Origin of the sequence: Diplocloster modestus (assembly GCF_019042245.1) — a bacterium.
In the GTDB taxonomy this organism is placed as follows: Bacteria; Bacillota; Clostridia; order Lachnospirales; family Lachnospiraceae; genus Diplocloster; species Diplocloster modestus.
The window spans coordinates 56,372-73,508 of record NZ_JAHQCX010000013.1; the positions used below are offsets into that span (position 1 = coordinate 56,372).

General features: G+C 49.8%; 17 protein-coding genes. 1 reads left to right on the forward strand and 16 read right to left on the reverse strand.

Annotated features, from left to right (window positions below; all coding sequences use genetic code 11):
• Positions 1–267: 267 nt before the first annotated feature.
• The 7 genes from KTH90_RS17100 to KTH90_RS17130 all read right to left on the reverse strand — a co-directional run bounded on the left by KTH90_RS17100 (position 268) and on the right by KTH90_RS17130 (position 6,845).
• A complete protein-coding gene (locus KTH90_RS17100; protein ID WP_238727111.1) occupies positions 268–1,185 on the reverse strand; it encodes a DMT family transporter in 918 nt (305 codons plus the stop codon).
• Positions 1,182–2,333 (reverse strand): transaldolase family protein, encoded by a 1,152-nt coding sequence (locus KTH90_RS17105; RefSeq protein ID WP_158354418.1) that lies wholly within the window; start codon positions 2,331–2,333, stop codon positions 1,182–1,184. The genes KTH90_RS17100 and KTH90_RS17105 overlap by 4 nt, the downstream gene beginning before the upstream one ends.
• Before the next feature lie 269 nt (positions 2,334–2,602).
• Positions 2,603–3,280, reverse strand: coding sequence for a transaldolase family protein (locus KTH90_RS17110; RefSeq protein WP_158354421.1), 678 nt, complete (start codon positions 3,278–3,280; stop codon positions 2,603–2,605).
• Between the two features lie 43 nt (positions 3,281–3,323).
• Complete coding sequence (locus KTH90_RS17115) at positions 3,324–3,812, reverse strand: RpiB/LacA/LacB family sugar-phosphate isomerase (protein WP_158354423.1); 489 nt, start codon at positions 3,810–3,812, stop codon at positions 3,324–3,326.
• Complete coding sequence (locus KTH90_RS17120; RefSeq protein ID WP_238727112.1) at positions 3,809–4,792, reverse strand: transketolase family protein; 984 nt, start codon at positions 4,790–4,792, stop codon at positions 3,809–3,811. The genes KTH90_RS17115 and KTH90_RS17120 overlap by 4 nt, the downstream gene beginning before the upstream one ends.
• A gap of 4 nt (positions 4,793–4,796) precedes the next feature.
• A complete protein-coding gene (locus KTH90_RS17125; protein WP_158354427.1) occupies positions 4,797–5,624 on the reverse strand; it encodes a transketolase in 828 nt (275 codons plus the stop codon).
• A 99-nt stretch (positions 5,625–5,723) separates the two neighbouring features.
• The gene (locus KTH90_RS17130) at positions 5,724–6,845 is read right to left on the reverse strand and encodes an iron-containing alcohol dehydrogenase family protein (RefSeq protein ID WP_238727113.1); all 1,122 of its coding nucleotides are present in this window, start codon (positions 6,843–6,845) and stop codon (positions 5,724–5,726) included.
• A gap of 261 nt (positions 6,846–7,106) precedes the next feature.
• Here KTH90_RS17130 and KTH90_RS17135 point away from each other — a divergent pair, with 261 nt between their 5' ends.
• A complete protein-coding gene (locus KTH90_RS17135) occupies positions 7,107–8,447 on the forward strand; it encodes a fucose isomerase (protein WP_238727114.1) in 1,341 nt (446 codons plus the stop codon).
• A 112-nt stretch (positions 8,448–8,559) separates the two neighbouring features.
• Here the strand turns inward: KTH90_RS17135 and KTH90_RS17140 are convergent, their stop codons facing one another.
• Genes KTH90_RS17140 through KTH90_RS17180 form a run of 9 tightly spaced genes read right to left on the reverse strand, consistent with a single transcriptional unit; the run spans position 8,560 to position 17,133 of the window.
• Positions 8,560–10,200 carry a glycoside hydrolase family 3 protein gene (locus tag KTH90_RS17140; protein ID WP_158354432.1) on the reverse strand — a complete coding sequence of 547 codons (1,641 nt, stop codon included), beginning with the start codon at positions 10,198–10,200 and terminating at the stop codon, positions 8,560–8,562.
• Positions 10,193–10,861, reverse strand: coding sequence for a beta-phosphoglucomutase (gene pgmB, locus KTH90_RS17145; RefSeq protein WP_238727115.1), 669 nt, complete (start codon positions 10,859–10,861; stop codon positions 10,193–10,195). Before pgmB ends, KTH90_RS17140 begins: the two co-directional genes overlap by 8 nt.
• Positions 10,858–11,010, reverse strand: a complete 153-nt coding sequence (locus KTH90_RS17150; protein ID WP_330656071.1) for an HFCD family protein — start codon at positions 11,008–11,010, stop codon at positions 10,858–10,860. Before KTH90_RS17150 ends, pgmB begins: the two co-directional genes overlap by 4 nt.
• Before the next feature lie 31 nt (positions 11,011–11,041).
• Positions 11,042–11,557, reverse strand: coding sequence for an FUSC family protein (locus tag KTH90_RS17155; protein WP_330656072.1), 516 nt, complete (start codon positions 11,555–11,557; stop codon positions 11,042–11,044).
• 29 nt (positions 11,558–11,586) lie between these two features.
• Complete coding sequence (locus KTH90_RS17160) at positions 11,587–12,849, reverse strand: alpha/beta fold hydrolase (protein ID WP_158354436.1); 1,263 nt, start codon at positions 12,847–12,849, stop codon at positions 11,587–11,589.
• Positions 12,850–12,868: 19 nt separating this feature from the next.
• Entirely contained in the window at positions 12,869–14,029 is a 1,161-nt protein-coding gene (locus KTH90_RS17165) for a lactonase family protein (RefSeq protein WP_238727116.1), read from the reverse strand.
• A gap of 27 nt (positions 14,030–14,056) precedes the next feature.
• Positions 14,057–14,929, reverse strand: a complete 873-nt coding sequence (locus tag KTH90_RS17170) for a LysR family transcriptional regulator (protein ID WP_238727117.1) — start codon at positions 14,927–14,929, stop codon at positions 14,057–14,059.
• A gap of 47 nt (positions 14,930–14,976) precedes the next feature.
• Positions 14,977–16,152: a hypothetical protein gene (locus tag KTH90_RS17175; protein ID WP_158354442.1), complete on the reverse strand. Its 1,176-nt coding sequence runs from the start codon at positions 16,150–16,152 to the stop codon at positions 14,977–14,979.
• Positions 16,153–16,182: 30 nt separating this feature from the next.
• Positions 16,183–17,133 (reverse strand): ABC transporter ATP-binding protein, encoded by a 951-nt coding sequence (locus KTH90_RS17180; protein WP_158354444.1) that lies wholly within the window; start codon positions 17,131–17,133, stop codon positions 16,183–16,185.
• Positions 17,134–17,137 lie beyond the last annotated feature (4 nt).

Sequence of the window (17,137 nt, forward strand, 5' to 3'; positions counted from 1 at the left end):
ATTCATTTCACGGTGGTTCCTTTTATATAGGAATGGGTTCTTTCCGGGAGTTGGGTATAGCCTGATAACCGGAATGCCCGCAAACTTATTTTTAAGCTGTTGCGGGCATTCCGGTTACCAGGCTTTTACCTAACTCCCGGTAAGAGCCCAGGAATGCCGATCCTGATCCGGCCTTTGGCGATAAAAAGCCCATGACTGCCAATCCCGAGCCGGCTTTGGCGAGTTTGTTTCAGGACCTGCGAATAAGAGGTTCTCCCATCTTCGGAGTTAGCCGTTTACAGGACAGGCCGCTTTCTTCTTCTGTTCCATCAGGATTCCAAAGGCGCCGGCCAGCACGACTGTGATTCCCAGAAGCTGCATGGGAGCCAGCTTTTCTTTGAAGAGTACAAAGCAGATCAGGGTGGAGACGATCGGCATCAGGAGAAGGAATACTTTTACGATCCAGACGGGGAACCGCCGCAGGTTGTAATAGTAAACGATGTAGACCAGGGTCTGCCCCAGGCCGGCCAGGAGCGCTGCCATTAATGTGGATTTGTCCTGGACCAGGATTTTGAGTTCTCCGAGACGTCCCATTAGGATGGTCGCGATGGTGAACAGGATCATGGTAACGATGTTGTTGTAGTAGGCTACCACGTTGTCGGCTATTGGATTTTTTTTGTCCAGCTGGACGCTCTTTATGACGAATGCGTTGATGGATACAAACAGGGCGCTCAGGATAAAGAAGATGTCACCGCGGCCTCCCAGGCTTAAGCTGCCAAAATCTACGTCCATGACCAGGAACACGCCAAAGAGCATCACGAAGGTGTAGGCCCAGTCGAATTTTGTGAAGCGCTCTTTGTAGATGATGACGGATATCAGGTTTACGAAGATGATATCGCATTTTAACAGGGCGGTGCCGATTCCGGCTGCTGACAGGGACAGGCCTATGAAGGCGGTCAGGTCCAGAAGAAAGCCGAGACAGCCGATCAGGATGAGCCGGACGATTACACCTTTTGTGTGTAACAGTTGTTTGAGTTCCCCTTTTTTCCACATCAGGATGGTTAATAGGATCAGGGTAATAAAGCGGATTACGATTCCTACGGAAAATACGCTCAGTCCCTGTACCGCTTTCTGGCTGGCCACATAGTAGCTTCCCCAGATGAGGGCCAGCAGCAGTAACGGCAGGGTTTGCTTTGGTTTTATCATAGCTGTCCGCGCTGTTTAAACTGCGCTTCTGCCTGGGCGGACGCTGCTGACTGGGACTGAACCGGCTCGGGGGCCGGCAGCGGGTATATCATATAGCCCCGGATCAGCCTGCACAGATCATCGTATCCGGCAATGAAGGTGTCAAGGGTCGCCTGGAATGCTCCGTAGGTCTCGAACTCACAGGGGCGCATTCCATTTTCATGGAAGGCTTTGTGGAACTCCTCCATACGGTTTAGTTCCCTTAAGTATTCTTCTTTTACCGGCTCATGGATCCGATCTTTTACTTCTACCTGGCAGGCGTTTAAACGTTTATGCCAGGAATAGTTGATCGTCTGGGCCAGATCCCCTCCGATAAATTCAGACCAGTGGTATTGGTTGCGGTTAGCCGCGGTCAGAAGACGGGTGGTGTAGCCTCTTTCCCTGAATATACGGTATGCTTCTTTCATGACAGCGACACCGGCCCATTCCAGCGCTTCCGGTTCTACAACCATTCCTGTCTTCTTTATGTATTCTTTCATCCAGTCGTCGGTCCTTCCGATCATGATGGTACAGATCGGCGCCATGTGGTCAACCGGCAGGCCTTCTGCTTTTCTGCGCTCCAGCCCGCGTTCCACGGCTTCGGCCACGCAGACTGCCTGGGCTACGGTGAAGGAAACGGTGGCATTGATACTGACACCCTGGTATGTGACTTCTTCCATTGCCGCTATTCCCGCCTCACAGGCCGGCATCTTGATCTGCATGTTCTCACCCAGGGAATTCAGGTGTAATGCCTGTTTTACCATTTTTGCGGTGTTCCGGTAGTATTTGGCATTGGTCTGGATGGACAATCGGCCTTTTTTTCCGTGGAACTTATGGAAGACGGGAAGAAGCTTTTGGCTTCTCAAGGCCCCGATTTCATCGATCAGCATCCAGGCGATCTCGTCCTCGTCCGCCTCCTGATTCTCAGCGATCAACGCGCGGATCCTGGGTTCCCATGTGGCAAGCTCATTTTTGATCACGCTGCCGACAATGATCGGATTACTGGTAGCTCCCACGATTCCCCGTTCCAGTCCGTAATTCAATTCTTCTTCCCCGCACGAATCCATCCAGATATCCGTATTCGGGAAACGTATAGCCGTTTCGTGTAATTTTCCTAAGTATTCGCTCATCTTTTACCTCGTTTCTGCATGGCTGTACCGTTTCAATTTCTCTAGTGATATTATCACCAGAGCCAGGCCGCACAGCCGCATTTTTTAATATATCTGGTCATATGAGAGGGGACTGTCCCCGGATGTTGATTCGCCTAATCACACATCCAGGGAACAGATTCTTTTTTCCTATAATAGACCGGCATCCGGGGACAGGCCCCTTTCTCTGCGCAGTTGCCTGCGGTTTCGCTTTACTGCCGAAAGATGCCAGTCCCCTCCCATAATGGCTGTTATTCCTGGACGGTGTTGTCCCAGGCATCCCGGAAGATTTCCAGCCCATAGGTAGTAAAGGGATGCTCGAAGCTTGCCTTATAGACATCCAGGCCACAGGTTACGATATCCGCTCCCATCGCCGCAAAATCTCCGATCTGCCTGCCGTTGCGCACTGCCGCGACGATGATCTCAGTTTGGAAATTGTAGTTTTTATAAACTTCTATTATATTCTGTATGTAGTCCCCACTGTCGCCGCTGTTTTCTTTCCAGCCCACGAAGGGGGATACGAACTTTGCGTTCAGTTTCCCGGCCGGTATGGCCTGAGACGTGCTGAATACCAGTGTTACATTCGTTCGGATACCGGATTCTTCCAACTTCTTCGCAGCGATCAGCCCCTGTTCGCAGCAGGGGATTTTAATCACGTAGTTAGGGGAATGGGAGGATACTTCCCTGGCTGCATTTACCATCTCTTCCCATGTTTCCAGATGGGGATTGATCTCGAAGGATACCGGGAACCGGTCTATGCCCTGAAGTCCCTTTTTTTCGATCCAGGCCGCAATATCCCGCACCACCTTCATAAAAGGCTTTCCGCTCATTTTGATATGCTTCGGGTTGGTGGTCACCCCGTCGATACAATAGTTGTCATAGGCGTATTCAATTTCCTCTAATCTGGCACTGTCTAAAAAATATTTCATAGCTGCTCCTTTCCCTCTGCTCTATGTTTGTAATCAATTCCGCTCACTTTGCTTTTGCAGTATAGATCTGTTCTTCCAGCGAGAAAACTTCCTCTCTTGCATTTCGGAGGAATTCCTGTCTCCACTCTTCCAGTCCCTGGGTAAATCCGGTGTCTAAAAATACGTCCGCCATCTCACAGCCCAGTACGTCGGCCGTCACCCAGCCCCCCATGGTCAGTACGTTGGCATCATTTACCGCACGGCACATTCTGGCCGCGTAGGTGCTTTCACAGACAGCGGCATAGACACCCCTGAATTTGTTGGCCACTACCGCCATTCCCATCCCTGTTCCGCAGATGAGGATGCCTTTCTCATATTCCTGGTCCTGTATCTTTTTTGCCAGGATGGGTGCCACCTGAAAATAGGGCATCGGCTCATCCATATTTTTTGTCCCGCAGTCTTCCACCTCATATCCTGCTTCGGCCAGATGCGCTTTGACCGCCTCTTTTAAAATAAATCCTGATTTGTCTGATCCGATCACAATCTTTTTCATTCCTGTTCCCTCCTGATTTGGATTGCCTTTCTTGCGGCGGCAACGATTTCCTTTTTTGTCAATCCGTATTTCTCCTGCAGAAATTCAGTGAATCCGACTTCCCCGAAGTGATCCTGCACGCCGACCCTGATCACCGGAACCGGGCAGGTTCCGGACAGGAATTCACTGACCGCCCCTCCCAGCGCTCCGATCACACTGTGGTTTTCTGCGGTCACGACGGCTTTTGTCTTTTTGGCGCTTTGTAACACTAATTCTTCATCCAGAGGCTTCAGTGTATGAATATTAATAATTTCCGCGTCGATCCCCTCTCTTTTCAGTTCCTTTTCCGCTTCCACTGCTTCCGCCACCATGATCCCGGTCGCCAGTATGGTGACATCGGTTCCTTCCTTGATCACAGTGCCTTTTCCCAGGGTGAACTCCTGATCCTCCTCAAAGATGGATACAGCGTTTCTGCGGAGCAGCCGGATATAGACCGGCCCATAGTGGGAGACGATCTGAGGGAATATTTTCCGAAGCTGCACGCTGTCTGCCGGCTCGTAGATCACCATTCCCGGAATGTTTCTCATGACCGCCATATCTTCCATGCTCATATGGGTACCGCCGTTCAGTTCGGCCGTGACGCCGGGGTCACTTCCCATCATTTTCACGTTCAGCCCTGCGTAGGCTATGGATAACGTCACCTGGTCGCAGGCTCTTCTGGTGGTAAACGGCGTAAAGGTATGGGTAAAGGGGATTTTTCCCATAGCGGACATTCCTGCCGCTACCGACATCATATTGGCCTCGGCGATTCCTACATTGATCGTGCGCTGTGGGAACCGTTCTTTAAAACGTATGGTACCCGCTGCCTTCATGAGATCGGCTTCCAGAATGACGATATCCGGGTTTTGCGCACCTGCCTCGATCAGTAGATCCACATAGGTCTCTCTTAACCATCGTTCTTCCTTCTTTCCTGCTGCCACCGCTTCCTTTATTCCTGTCATCGTTTCATCCCTCCCTCTCCAGTAGTGCTACGGCCTTTTTCCACATGTCTTCCGTAATATTCATATTGTGGGAAGCGACCTGGTTCTCGCAGAAATAAGCGCCTTTCCCCTTTATGGTGTTCAAAAGGATCATCGAAGGTTTTCCCTTTATTTTCTTAGCATTGTCGATTGCATACAGAATCTCTGCGATATCGTGGCCATTGATACTTTGTACATGGAAACCAAAGGCTTCCCATTTTTTGTCCAGGGGTTCCAGTCCGTTGACTTCTTCGATATAACCATCAATCTGCATTTTGTTGTAATCCGTAAACGCTATGAGGTGGTCCAGCCTCCGGCTTCCGGCCAGCATCGCTGCCTCCCAGACCTGCCCTTCCTGGCTTTCCCCGTCTCCGATGATGGAATACACATACAGTTCCTTTTGATCCAGCTGTGCCGCCAGCGCCATCCCCACAGACGCGGAAAAGCCCTGCCCCAGGGAGCCGGTGGACATATCGATTCCGTTGGTAAGGCGCATATCGCAGTGGCTGGGCAGGTGGGTGTTCGGACGGTTTAAAGTGTCCAGTTCCTCCTCCGCAAGAAATCCTCTGAGAGCCAGAGCGGCATAAAGTGCGGGCCCTCCATGACCTTTTGATAAGACGAAGCGGTCTCTGTCCGGCTTTTTGGAATCCTTTGGATCTATATTCATCACTTCAAAATAAAGCGCCGCCAGTACTTCACACAGGGAAAGCGCCCCTCCAATATGGCCGGTCCCCAGGCTACCAATGGATCGGATTGTAAGCTTTCGGATCTCATCCGCACGATTTTTGAGCATTTCTATTCTGTTCTCTGGCATTTCCTCTCCTCCTGAAATATTGTGTGTTTCAGTTGCTTTCCAAGTTCTGTCTTTCCATTCATTTTATTAAACCTTTTAAATAATTAAGTAAAAAAAGAATCAAAGAATGGATCTGAGTAATTCATATACCGTCTTTTCGTTCATGACCGCCGGCGTCAGCTGAATAATCGCCGCGGATAAACCCACCTGCGCAATATGCTCAAGGTCCTCTTCCCTGACACCGATCTGGGACAGCCTTACCGGCATTCCCATACTCTTCATCAACTCTTCCACCCCGTCTGCCAGCGCTTCCACATCCGGATAGCCGAGATAATTGCAGAGCTGCTGCATTTTTTCTCCGGCCTGTTCCCTGCTTATTCGTATAAATGCCGGAAGGGTGATCGAGCAAGCCGTGCCATGGTTGGCGCCGAACTCCGTCGTAAGGGGGAAGCTCAACGCATGGATACCGGTCGTCCTGGTCTGGCTGAAAGAAATACCGGCTATCAGGCTGGCTGTGATCATTGCCCCGCGGGCGTTCAGATCCTCCGGATGGTCATATGCGGTCTTCATATGTTCCAATATACTTTTCAGCGCTCCCATAGAAAGCATGTCACAGACCGGCAGGGATTCCTTGTTCCAATACGCCTCAATGGCATGGCAGAACGCGTCCATCCCGGTAGAAGCTGTGACACACGGCGGAAGGCTGACCGTCAGTTCCCCGTCGATCAGCGCATAATCCGGCCAGAATTCCTGATTGACCATGGGCATTTTGATTCCTGCCATTTTGTTCGTGTACACACCTACGTTGGTCACTTCACTTCCCGTGCCGGCAGTGGTAGGGATACAGATCAGCTGTGTCTTTCTTTTTTTAAGCGTTCTATTCCCGCCTCCGTAATAGTCATAGATACTGCCCTCATTATCTCCCAGGCAGGCCGCCATCTTGGATACGTCCAGGGAACTTCCCCCGCCAAGACCGATCACACAGTCCGCTTTGGCTTCCCTTATGCATTTTGCCGCTTCATCCACGCTTTCGCAGGAAGGATTCGGCTCAATTTTGCTGAAATAAACTACCTTTTTGCCTTCCATTGCCGCGCCGATCGCCTGTGCCGTTCCATTTTCAAACAGAAAAGGGTCTGAAATAATACAGACATTTTCTCCCGCTATGTAATCTTTCACCTTTTTTGCAATTCCATTTTCAAAACACACCGTTGTAGGCATGTGAAATGTGAATTTGTCAACCATAGTGCCACCTTTCCTCCCGCCATCCGGGCAAATCATCTGATTAACAGTTTTAACTTTTCTATTTTCCACTATTTTTCTCTGTATATTCACATTATATTGGAGTTTATAGGGAGTGTCAATAGTATTTTATTAAGAGTTTTAATTAATAATTGAAAATATCTTTATAAAATGGTATACTGTAGAAAAGCCACTATTATTTCTCACCGTTTCAATTATTTTAAACTCTTTAAAAAATAAAATCAGACGAGGAAGGTATTTTATATGACAAATTTCCAGGTAGCGTACATACCGATTGGGGTTCCGACTTTCCATCTGGAAAGCGCCCAAAAAGAATTTGAAAAGTCAGTGAAGGTCATCTCTTCCCTTACAACCAGCGGGGTTTATCCGGACAAAATGCTGCTATCCCTTGAGGATCTGTGTGAATATGCAGACCGGATCAATCCCCATCTTATGATCCTGCAGAATGTAACCTTTGCAAATTCTGCCTATGCCAGTGAAATTCTGAAGCGTTTCGACTGTCCGGTACTGCTGTGGACACTGCGGGAACCAATCATCGATGGAGGACGGCTTCGTTTAAATTCCCTTACCGGCGCCTATTCGGCAGCCAATGCCATGGCCGGACTGGAGCACAATAATTTCGAGTATATTTTCGGATCGCCGGATGAAGAAGAGGTCAAGCGTCAATTATCCGTCTGCATTTGTGCAGCACAAGTTCTATATTCCATGAAATCTCTGAAAATGGCTGCAATCGGCCATACGCCCCAGGGGTTTGGCTTCGGGCGCGCTCTGGATCTGGAGCTGCTTAAGGTGTTTGGCGTGACTTTGGAATCCATAGAAGCAAGAGAATTGATTGACGCTGCGAAAAGTTACGAAGAGGAAGAATGTTTTCCTTATCTGGAAGAGGCCTCCCGGCAAATGTGCGGCCTGGAAAAGACACCGGCAGAAAACAGAATGGGGTTTGCCAGACTTTATAGAGCTTATAAGGAATACGTTACCGCTCACGGGATTGGAGCGCTTGCTTCCCGCTGCTGGCCGGACTTCTTTACCAGCTACGGCACGCCGGTCTGTTCCGTTTTATCCCTGCTCAATGATGAACACATCGCCGCCAGCTGTGAGGCGGATATCTACGGCGCGCTATCCATGTACATAGGAATGAAACTTTCCGGCCAGGCGGTATTCTTCGGCGACCCGGTGTCCCTGGATGAACAGGAGAACACACTCACTTACTGGCACTGCGGTATGGCGGCCTGCTCTCTGGCCAGTGAAAATACCGGTGCCTGTGTAGGCGTACATCCCAACCGGAAGATCGGCCCCTGCCAGGATTTTGGCTGCAAAGAGTGCGGGGCGGTTACCGTGTTCCGGATCGGCCGGAAGCCGGACGGCACCTTCCGTTTCTTTCTGTTAAATGGTTCTGCCCTTTCCAAGCCAAAACAATTTACCGGAACCAGCGTGGTGGTCAAAGCGGACTCCCCCGTAAAGGAAGTTGTTACACGGAGCGTGAAAGCAGGTTTTGAACCGCATTTTGCTGTGATATACCAGGATGTCAAGGCGGAATTGACCGCTCTTGGCAATATGTTGGGAATCGAGATCTGTGAATATTAAAGAATACCAAAATGATGGTTCTGTGTTTTCTGCCGGACCAGACCCTTGGACAGAATATTTTCCAGCATACCGGCGCATGTCCGCGTCTCCTGTGGTGACGGGAGAGATTTTTCTATAGTCTGGCATCCGGCAGGCCACAGAAAGGATCAACTGGACTGATCCCTTGAAAAGGGCTTTTGCCCATCAGTTTTCCGATAACCAGCTCAATTACCGTACGAGTGGCCGTGTATGCGTTAATGTAAGTCTTTACCCGGGGGACATCCTGAAGCAGATAAGGATTTGCCAGAGATACGAAAATGCAAGTCTCCTCGTTCAGAAACCGAGGAAGATCCAAAGCATGTTTGGGGCACCAATGTATCCGTACGCCGGTTTGATTGCTGGCCTGCTCATAGTTCGTCATATAGAGAGTAAGACGGCTCTCCGCCAGATCCCCGCTTCCGTGCAGATCATCTTCCATCGGATCATAGAGTTCTACCGCGAATCCCTCCTTCTCCAAAAAGGCCTTGGTAATCTTCCGGATACTTCCTTCCGGGATCTCATCCTTTCCCAGACAGATTAACCGGACCTGAGGATATCGCTTTGCCGTGACGGGAAGAACATCCGGCTTTATATTTTTCACCAGAGTTATGGCCTTATCGGCACATTCCCTGTGCCATTTCATGGGGGCAGCCTGACAGGATTCCCACTCTCCAAGACAGAGTCTGGCTTTTAGAGCCAGTATTCTTGTCACCGCCTCATCCAGACGTTCCTGTGTCAAAAGGCCGTTTCGAATCCCCTCCAGCATATAATCGTAGTCCTCCCCGAAGCAGGTATTGAATACAAGCATATCGCTGCCGGCCATAACAGAAGCGGGTAAGGCTTTCTTCCGCTCCATTGCCATACAGTATCCGCCCATGATCGTCGCGTCGGTGGTGATCACCCCCTGGAAGCCGAATTTCTCACGCAGTACCCCGGTAAGCAGTTCCCTGCATAAGGATCCGGGAAGGCAATCCTGATAGGACAGTCCCGGATTATTTTCCATTGTCACACAGGGCTGGACGATGTGGCCTGCCATGATGCTTAGCAGCCCGTCATCAATCAGGGATTGGTAAATCTCCCCATAAGATTCATACCACTGGTCTGCAGGCAGGGAATTATAAGTGGGATGAAGGTGCTGGTCTCTGAAATCTACTCCATCCCCCGGAAAATGCTTGGCACAGGCAGCCATACCGTTTTCCTGTATGGTCCTCATAAAGATCCCGGCATATTTAAGAACCTTATCCGGATCGCTTCCGTAGGTGCGCACGTTAGTGATGGGATTCCGATAGTTATAATCAATGTCGCACACAGGTGAGAAGGTCCAGTTGATTCCTGCGGATCTGCCCTCATAAGCACAGGCCAGGGCAAATTTTCTCACTATCTCCGGTTCACAGGCGGCAGCCGTCAGCATAGGCCATCCAAATACTGTTCCGTCACTGACGGCTCCCGATCCGCCCTCCTCCAGATTTGCCGCCTTAAGAAGCGGAATGGGCGCAGCCTCATCCAGACGCATATAAGCCTCCCGTATCACCTCAGACGGCGCCGGGCGGAACAAGACGGCCCCCACTTTACCGTCCTGTACCATCTGAAGCAGCCCGGAGGGTTCATAATCTCCTCCCATGACGCAGAATAACTGTCCTGCCTTCTGTTCTGTAGTAAGCGTCTTAAGCGTCTGTCTGACCCAGTCCGCCTGAGGCTGGTTCAGATAAAATGGTTTTGCAGTGATATCAATCATAACGCTTTTCCTCCAATACCTGCAGCAGTTCTTCCAGACACTCCAGGGTATAATCGGCTTTCTCATATCCCGCGGCGTCTCCGATCCCTACGGCGGTCATTCCGCCCGCCAGTGCCGCATCGATGCCTGCGCAGGCATCCTCTACCACCGCACATTGCCGGGCAGGCAGTTTCAAATACTCCGCTGCCTTTAAAAACACCTCTGGGTCCGGCTTGGAACGGGAAATATGATTCCCGTCGGAAACTGCGTCAAAATATCTCATCAATTCCACCTTGTTAAGTATAAATCCGGCATTCTTGCTGGATGAGCCAAGCGCCAGCCGATATCCTTTTTCCCGGAGCACCTCTAACACTCTGCGGTTTTCTGCGCTAACCGCTGCCGGAGTCATATTTTCCAGAAATCCTCTGTACAAGCGGTTTTTTCCCTCTGCCATGCGCGCCTTTTGTTCTGGGTTTAGCTTTTTGCCTGTATAATTCTCCAGTATAATCTCCAGGCTGTCCATTCTGCTGACGCCCCTTAGACGGTTATTGACAGTCTCATCAAAATAAACCCCCAGCTTATCTGCGATCTGCTTCCATGCCTGATAATGATACCGGTCCGTGTTAACCAATACGCCGTCCAGATCAAAAATGATTCCCCGGATATCCTTTACCTGCTTCATGTCGTCTTCATTCCTTCCCACCTTAAATATCCCGTGTCTTCTATGCCGAATTGATCCAATATCCTGCCTGCGATATGTCTGGAACAGTCCGCCGCCTGAAGCAGCAGGTTATCGCTGTTGCCGCCCACGACTCCTGCCAGGGTTTTCATGCTGCAGGGCACATTATAAAGAAGGAATCCTTCATATTTTTGCCGATGAGATTTTTTCTACAACTGCCTTACGAAGTAAATTCCACACAAATACCACAAAAGTAACGATCAGCACTCCTGCCAGCGTGGATACCAGCCTTTGGAGCGCGAAAGGAATGCGGTCTGCTCCGCCTTTGGTAAACACCACCAGAATAAAGGTCACTGCGCCGATACGGTTGGAAAAAGCCGGTACACCGGATAATTTACAGCCCAGAAAGGTCAGTAACACTCCTGCCATTGTCAAAAGAACAACCAGCCACCTGTCTGGAAATAACTGACTAATTCCTACCACCAGAACAGCGGTCAGTCCGCCTACAAGCGTGATAATTATACGCGTAACACCCGCCTTCCAGGAGGCAGGCAAATCCCCCTGCGTACACAGCAGCACGGCGATGCAGGCCGTCATCACCTGCAGGTAAGGTATAAAATACGAAAGTATCACACAGCTGCCGATGGCAACCGCCATTTGGATATCCAAGGCCGAGACCTTAAATTTCTGTTTCTCCATTTGAATCCTCCACATCTAGTTCCAATGAATCAGAACCGGTCTTCACACAGCCATTTTTCCACAAAGTCAAAACAATTCTTTACGGTGTCACCAAATTGCCCCTTATATTCTTCCGCATCCTCCTGGGGTACAAAATTGTGCGATCCGCCTTCGATAAACATCATGGATTTATCCGTACTTGACGCATTTTCATAAATCTGCTCCGCAGCCAGGAACTCATAGCTTCCGGTCATCCCCATAATTAATAGCGGTGCGGATATGCCGATTACATTCCCGGGCGTACAGCAATAGCTGCTCTGCCAATCAATGCCGTAAATGCGGCTGTCATCATAATAGAAATCCTTCGTGCGTACCGTACAGTTAGTCAGATACGTGCGTACTGTCGAGACATTTGTCGCCATCTGATAATTTGATACGGTATTGTGCGAAAATTGCGGGCGGCGCAGGGATCGGATGACTTGTGTCGTCACCGTTTTGTCCGCATGCATCAGCTGCCATTCCTGCTGCGTATGCGAAAGCAGACGGATATCCTGCGGAAACATTTTGTTATTTGGCGCATACTGCGCGCCTCCTACTATGATAAAAGGTTCGTCATCATCAAAGCGTCCTTCCCCCTGTTCAAGCGCCTTCAACCGGCTTAACGCCTCTTCAATCAGGCGGTTGTTTCGTGCCTCCTGTGCTTTTTGATAATCCCGGATAAATGCCTGCGAATAGCTTGCTCCATCCGGACTGTATCCGTTTTCCACCGCAAAAAGATCAAACTTTGCATCCAGATTCCTGCTGCTTACCTCATTGCTGATGTCGGGTTCCAGACTCAGCAGTGTCATAACGCCATTTCCCCAATTAGAATCCAACAGCATCAGTGCATCCGCCTTCGGCAGTGTTCCAATATCCGACAGCGGTATAATTTTGTTTTCATCTTGAAATATCTTCACTCCATTTTCTGCCACATTCTGATAAGCGCTCATCAATGTGGCCCCGCCGCTGTGTCCCAGCAGCACGACATTGTGAAGGTACGGCAGCCCGCGCAGATATTCCATAGCCAGCTTGACATCCAGCAATTTCTCATCCAGAGGCTCACAGGATTTTCTCACTTTTGACGCCAATACCGTAAATCCCCGCTTTGCCAGCTCCGGCCCCGGAAGAAAACCATAATAATCGTCGTCGGAATGCATCAGCAGAATACCGGTACCGATACGCTCCTTCACCGGCACAGGCTCATATAATACTCCGCCCAATCCTCTTTCCAGCTGTATATATGTATTCTGTATGTTACATGGTCTGTCTTTCATTGTCTTTTCTCCTTTTATATCACACATAAAACGTCAGATACGCTGCTCCGGGCTGGGCCGGGCCTTTGCATGCGAGACGCAGTGTTCCGTCCCCGCCTATCTCATAGGAAGCCAGCTCTCCGCCCACCAGAGCCGCCGACAAAAGAAACTTTCCATTCGGTGAAATAGCCAGGCCTCTCGCTCTGGTCCCATACATCGGCATACTCTGAATCAGACGCAAACGTCCGCTTTCCTGATTGATTTCCATCACTCCGATGACATCTGCTGCATTCATCAGCGTATACAGATATCTGCCTTCCTGATCTATCACAAACCCCTGCTGCTCCAGCCGCGTTCCGCTTTTGACCGGCAGGCTTTGGTCCAGGGCATTTTCTACACAGATTCTCTCAACCGTTGCATCCTTCCGATAAGAAAAGGCCGTCACATAACATTTTCCATCATAAGAAGCCTCGTGATTCACAAACAGATAGGGTTTGCTCGGATGAAATACCACATATCTGGGGGAAGCCCCTTCCCGGTCCGTAAGCGTTCTGCTTAATAGAGTCAGCCGCCGTTTTCTGGCGTCAAACCGGTAGAGATACAAATAACCGTCCCCCTTATCTGCCACCGCCATCAATTTACCCGAGGGCGAAAATACCGCACAGTGCGGATGCGCCTCTCTTCCATGAGCCAGATCCGCATGGTTGACATTCTCTACCAACTGTCCCGGCAAGCCCTCCTTGTTCAGGCGATAGACCTGTATACTGGCTTCGGTATAGTTCATACGTGCTTTCGGTCTTCCCTTCTCATTACGCTCATAAGATACCACAGCCGCCGGAAAGGAGTGGTGGGCTTCAAATAAATACGTACCCGCTGCGTTCACATTCACATAGGCCGGATTCGGACAGCCCGTGATCACCCTCATGCACTCCCTGGCTTTACCCGATTTCCTGTCCAGATCGTACACAAATATCCGGCCCGACAACCGCGGCTCTCCCGAAAAATGCAGCACTTCATTATTCACATACAGCTTGTTTTTCTCCTGATTCACATAAGCGCAGTTAAAAGAATGCCGCTCGTCAATCATTTCCAGAAAGCGGATCGTACCGTCCTCCTGGTTCAGGACATATAGCCCCAGCCCCGGCGCGCCTCCATGCTCCGCCCACGAGCTGACATACATAAATACTTCATTCTCTTTCACACTTTCCTCCGCTAAATCCCGGCAGGTTCAGAACTCCATATCTCTTTTTCCTTCGATAAACCGGGTAAAGGCACGCGCCGCATCAGACAGCTTCTTGTCCTTCAGATAGCACAGGAAGACTTCCAGCTCTGTCTGCGGATATACTTCAACCGTGGTAATCTCATCCCGCATAATCGGCGTCAGCGCCTTTTCCCACAGCAAAGAAATACCGATGTTCTGCGCCACATAATTGACAATGTTATTACCCGTCGTTGCAGTAAAAACGATTTTCGGCACAAATCCCGCCTTTCTGCAAGCTCCGGTTATTAATTTACAAATGATTCCCTCCTGGGTATCAGGGAACAGGACAAACTCTTCGTTTTTCAAATCAGCCAGGTTCATCTGCTTACATTTGGCCAGGGGATGCGATTTGTGGCAGATCATGACCAGGCGGTCCCGCCTGTATGGAATAGATACCAATTCTCCCTTTTCATTCTCCAAGTTGATTCGAAAAGCCAGCTCGCATACTCCATTTTTCAAAAAGTCTACCGACTCACCATTTTCGTTGATTAAAACACTGATATGATGTTTCTTCCGAAATTCAATGGCTTCTTCAAACACTCTGTACTCCGTGCTGATGCTGAGAACATTCTGGGCATAAACCGCTTTATCCTGTAATTCCTTCTGTGCTTCGGCCTGCATCTGTACGATTTTCTCTGCATAAGGCAACAGCGCCTGGCCATAATCATTTAAGATCATCGCCTTTCTGGAACGTTCAAACAGCAAAACACCATACTCTTCTTCCATTGCATGGATATGCTTAGACAGGGATGAAGAAGTGGTAAACAAACGCTCCGCGGCTTCGCCCAGCTTCCCCTCCTGTGCCACTACCAAAAATTCCTTTAAAAAACCGATGTCCATGGTCACTCCTCCTTTATGCCATTGTAGCATTGACCCATACCCAATGACTATCCTTCCACGGAGGATACCTTTACTTTTTTCTGCGCAAACAGCCATCTCCGAATAACCGCATTCGTTACTGCGGGCTTCCAGCCATCTTCATGCGCACACTCATTCTTTATACTGTCCTTCTTATATATCGTTTGTTTTATATTTCCATCTTTAAGAAGCTGGTTCCATGCCTGGTCTTCAGCGCTTTCTCCCCTCAGACTGCCATCCCACACCGCACGGTTCACTGTGGCTCCCTCTTCCATAAGGGTATTAAGAATGCAAAGATTCTTCGCTAATACCCGGCCGTCGTCTTCGCTTCCAAACATCCAAATCTTCTGATCCGCCAGTACCTCAAGACCTTCATTCCGGCACCAGCCTGCCAGAACCAATGATGCTGTGAACAGGTCCGGATAGTGTTTCAAACATTCCAGCGCCGCCATCCCGCCCATATCATATCCGATGTTATAGATTCTTAACTCATCAATGCTCTCTCTTTTCATAATAATTTGTATCAGTTCGCATACTGCCTCAAATATCCCCGTAGGTTCCCCGTTTTCCCTTGAGATCCAGACCGTATCCGGCGGACACTTTGGCACCAGAACATAACACGGACGCTCCTTTTGTTCCTCCGGCAGTGTCCAGATGGTAGCATTTAATGAATGCAGCAGGCTTTTATCGCCATTTTCATGCATACCATGCCAATAAATCACCAGGGGATAGCGTTCATTCGCCGCCTTTCTCACCGGCACGTACAGAGAATAGTCTATTTCCTGATCCATTTTTGCGTCGTAATAGACCCAACTCTGGAATTTATCCGTCACGTCATTCCGCATTTCCGTCACACGTTTTGGCTTGGTCCACGCCGGGCAGGCCGTCCCGTCCTCATATGCCAGTTCCCTGGTTTGCCGAATCGTATACTGCGGCATCCGCCTTACCTGCTCCATCAGCGGAAAGGTTTCCGCCTCCTTCTGCCATGCGTCCAGCATCAGCACCACATAGCAGCCGTTACAGCTCTTCTTATCTGTATTTATCCCGGCCTCGTCACTGACATAAGCATCCAGAAGGCTTCTGCCTTCCACCGCAAAACAGCCTGCGTCCACATAGTCCGCGGATAATCTCTGCGGATATTCCAGTACTGCAGCTATATTGCGTTCTCCGTTTTCCGTACTTTGGTTTATCCCTATAATCTTCATGCATGTTCCTTCCCTTGCCATCCCAGATTATTATTGAATTTCTTTGACTCTGCAGCAGGATACAAAATGATTCTTCTCTACCTCCGTCAGTTTTTGCGGCTGCTTACAGCCCTCAGCTGCAAAGGGGCATCTGGTTGAAAACCGGCATCCGGGCTCCGGATTGATGGGAGAAGTGATTTCCCCCTTCAAATGCATACGCTGCATCGGATGCGCAAGATCTGTTGATGGTATGGCAGATAACAGCGCTTTGGTGTAAGGATGAAGCGTTCGGGCAAACAGCTCCTCCTTGGGTGCCTTTTCCACCAGCTGCCCCAGATACATAACACAAATATGGTTTGAGATGTGCCGGACCACCGAAAGGTCATGAGTTACAAACATATAAGCCACGCCGGTTTGTTCCTGCAGATCCATCAGCAGGTTCAGAACCTGGGCCTGTATTGATACGTCCAACGCCGAAACCGGCTCGTCGCATACGATAAATTCCGGATTCAGCGCCAATGCCCTGGCAATGCCCACCCGCTGGCGGCGGCCACCGTCGAGTTCGTGGGGAAAAGAACGCCGCAGCCGTTCATCCACACCCACCAGCTCCATCAGGCGGTTTGTTTCCTCTTTTAACGCCTCTTTGCCAGGGAAACGCCCGGAACGCTTCAGCGGCTCCATAATCGTGGATTCGATGCGCAGTCTTGGGTTTAAGCTGGAATAGGGATCCTGGAAGACAATCTGCATCCGCTCCCTCACACTCTTTAATTCTTTGCCGTGTACATGGGTTATATCCTTTCCGCCCAATAGGATCTGCCCATCGGTCGCTTCCTGCAGCCGTATCATGGTACGCCCCAGCGTACTCTTACCACAGCCCGACTCTCCGACCACTCCCAGCGTCTCTCCTCTTTCTATCGTAAAGGAAACATCATCCACTGCATGATTGGTGCCTGTTGGTACCTTAAAATATTTTTTTAGGTTTCGTACTTCCATCAGTGACATCCGT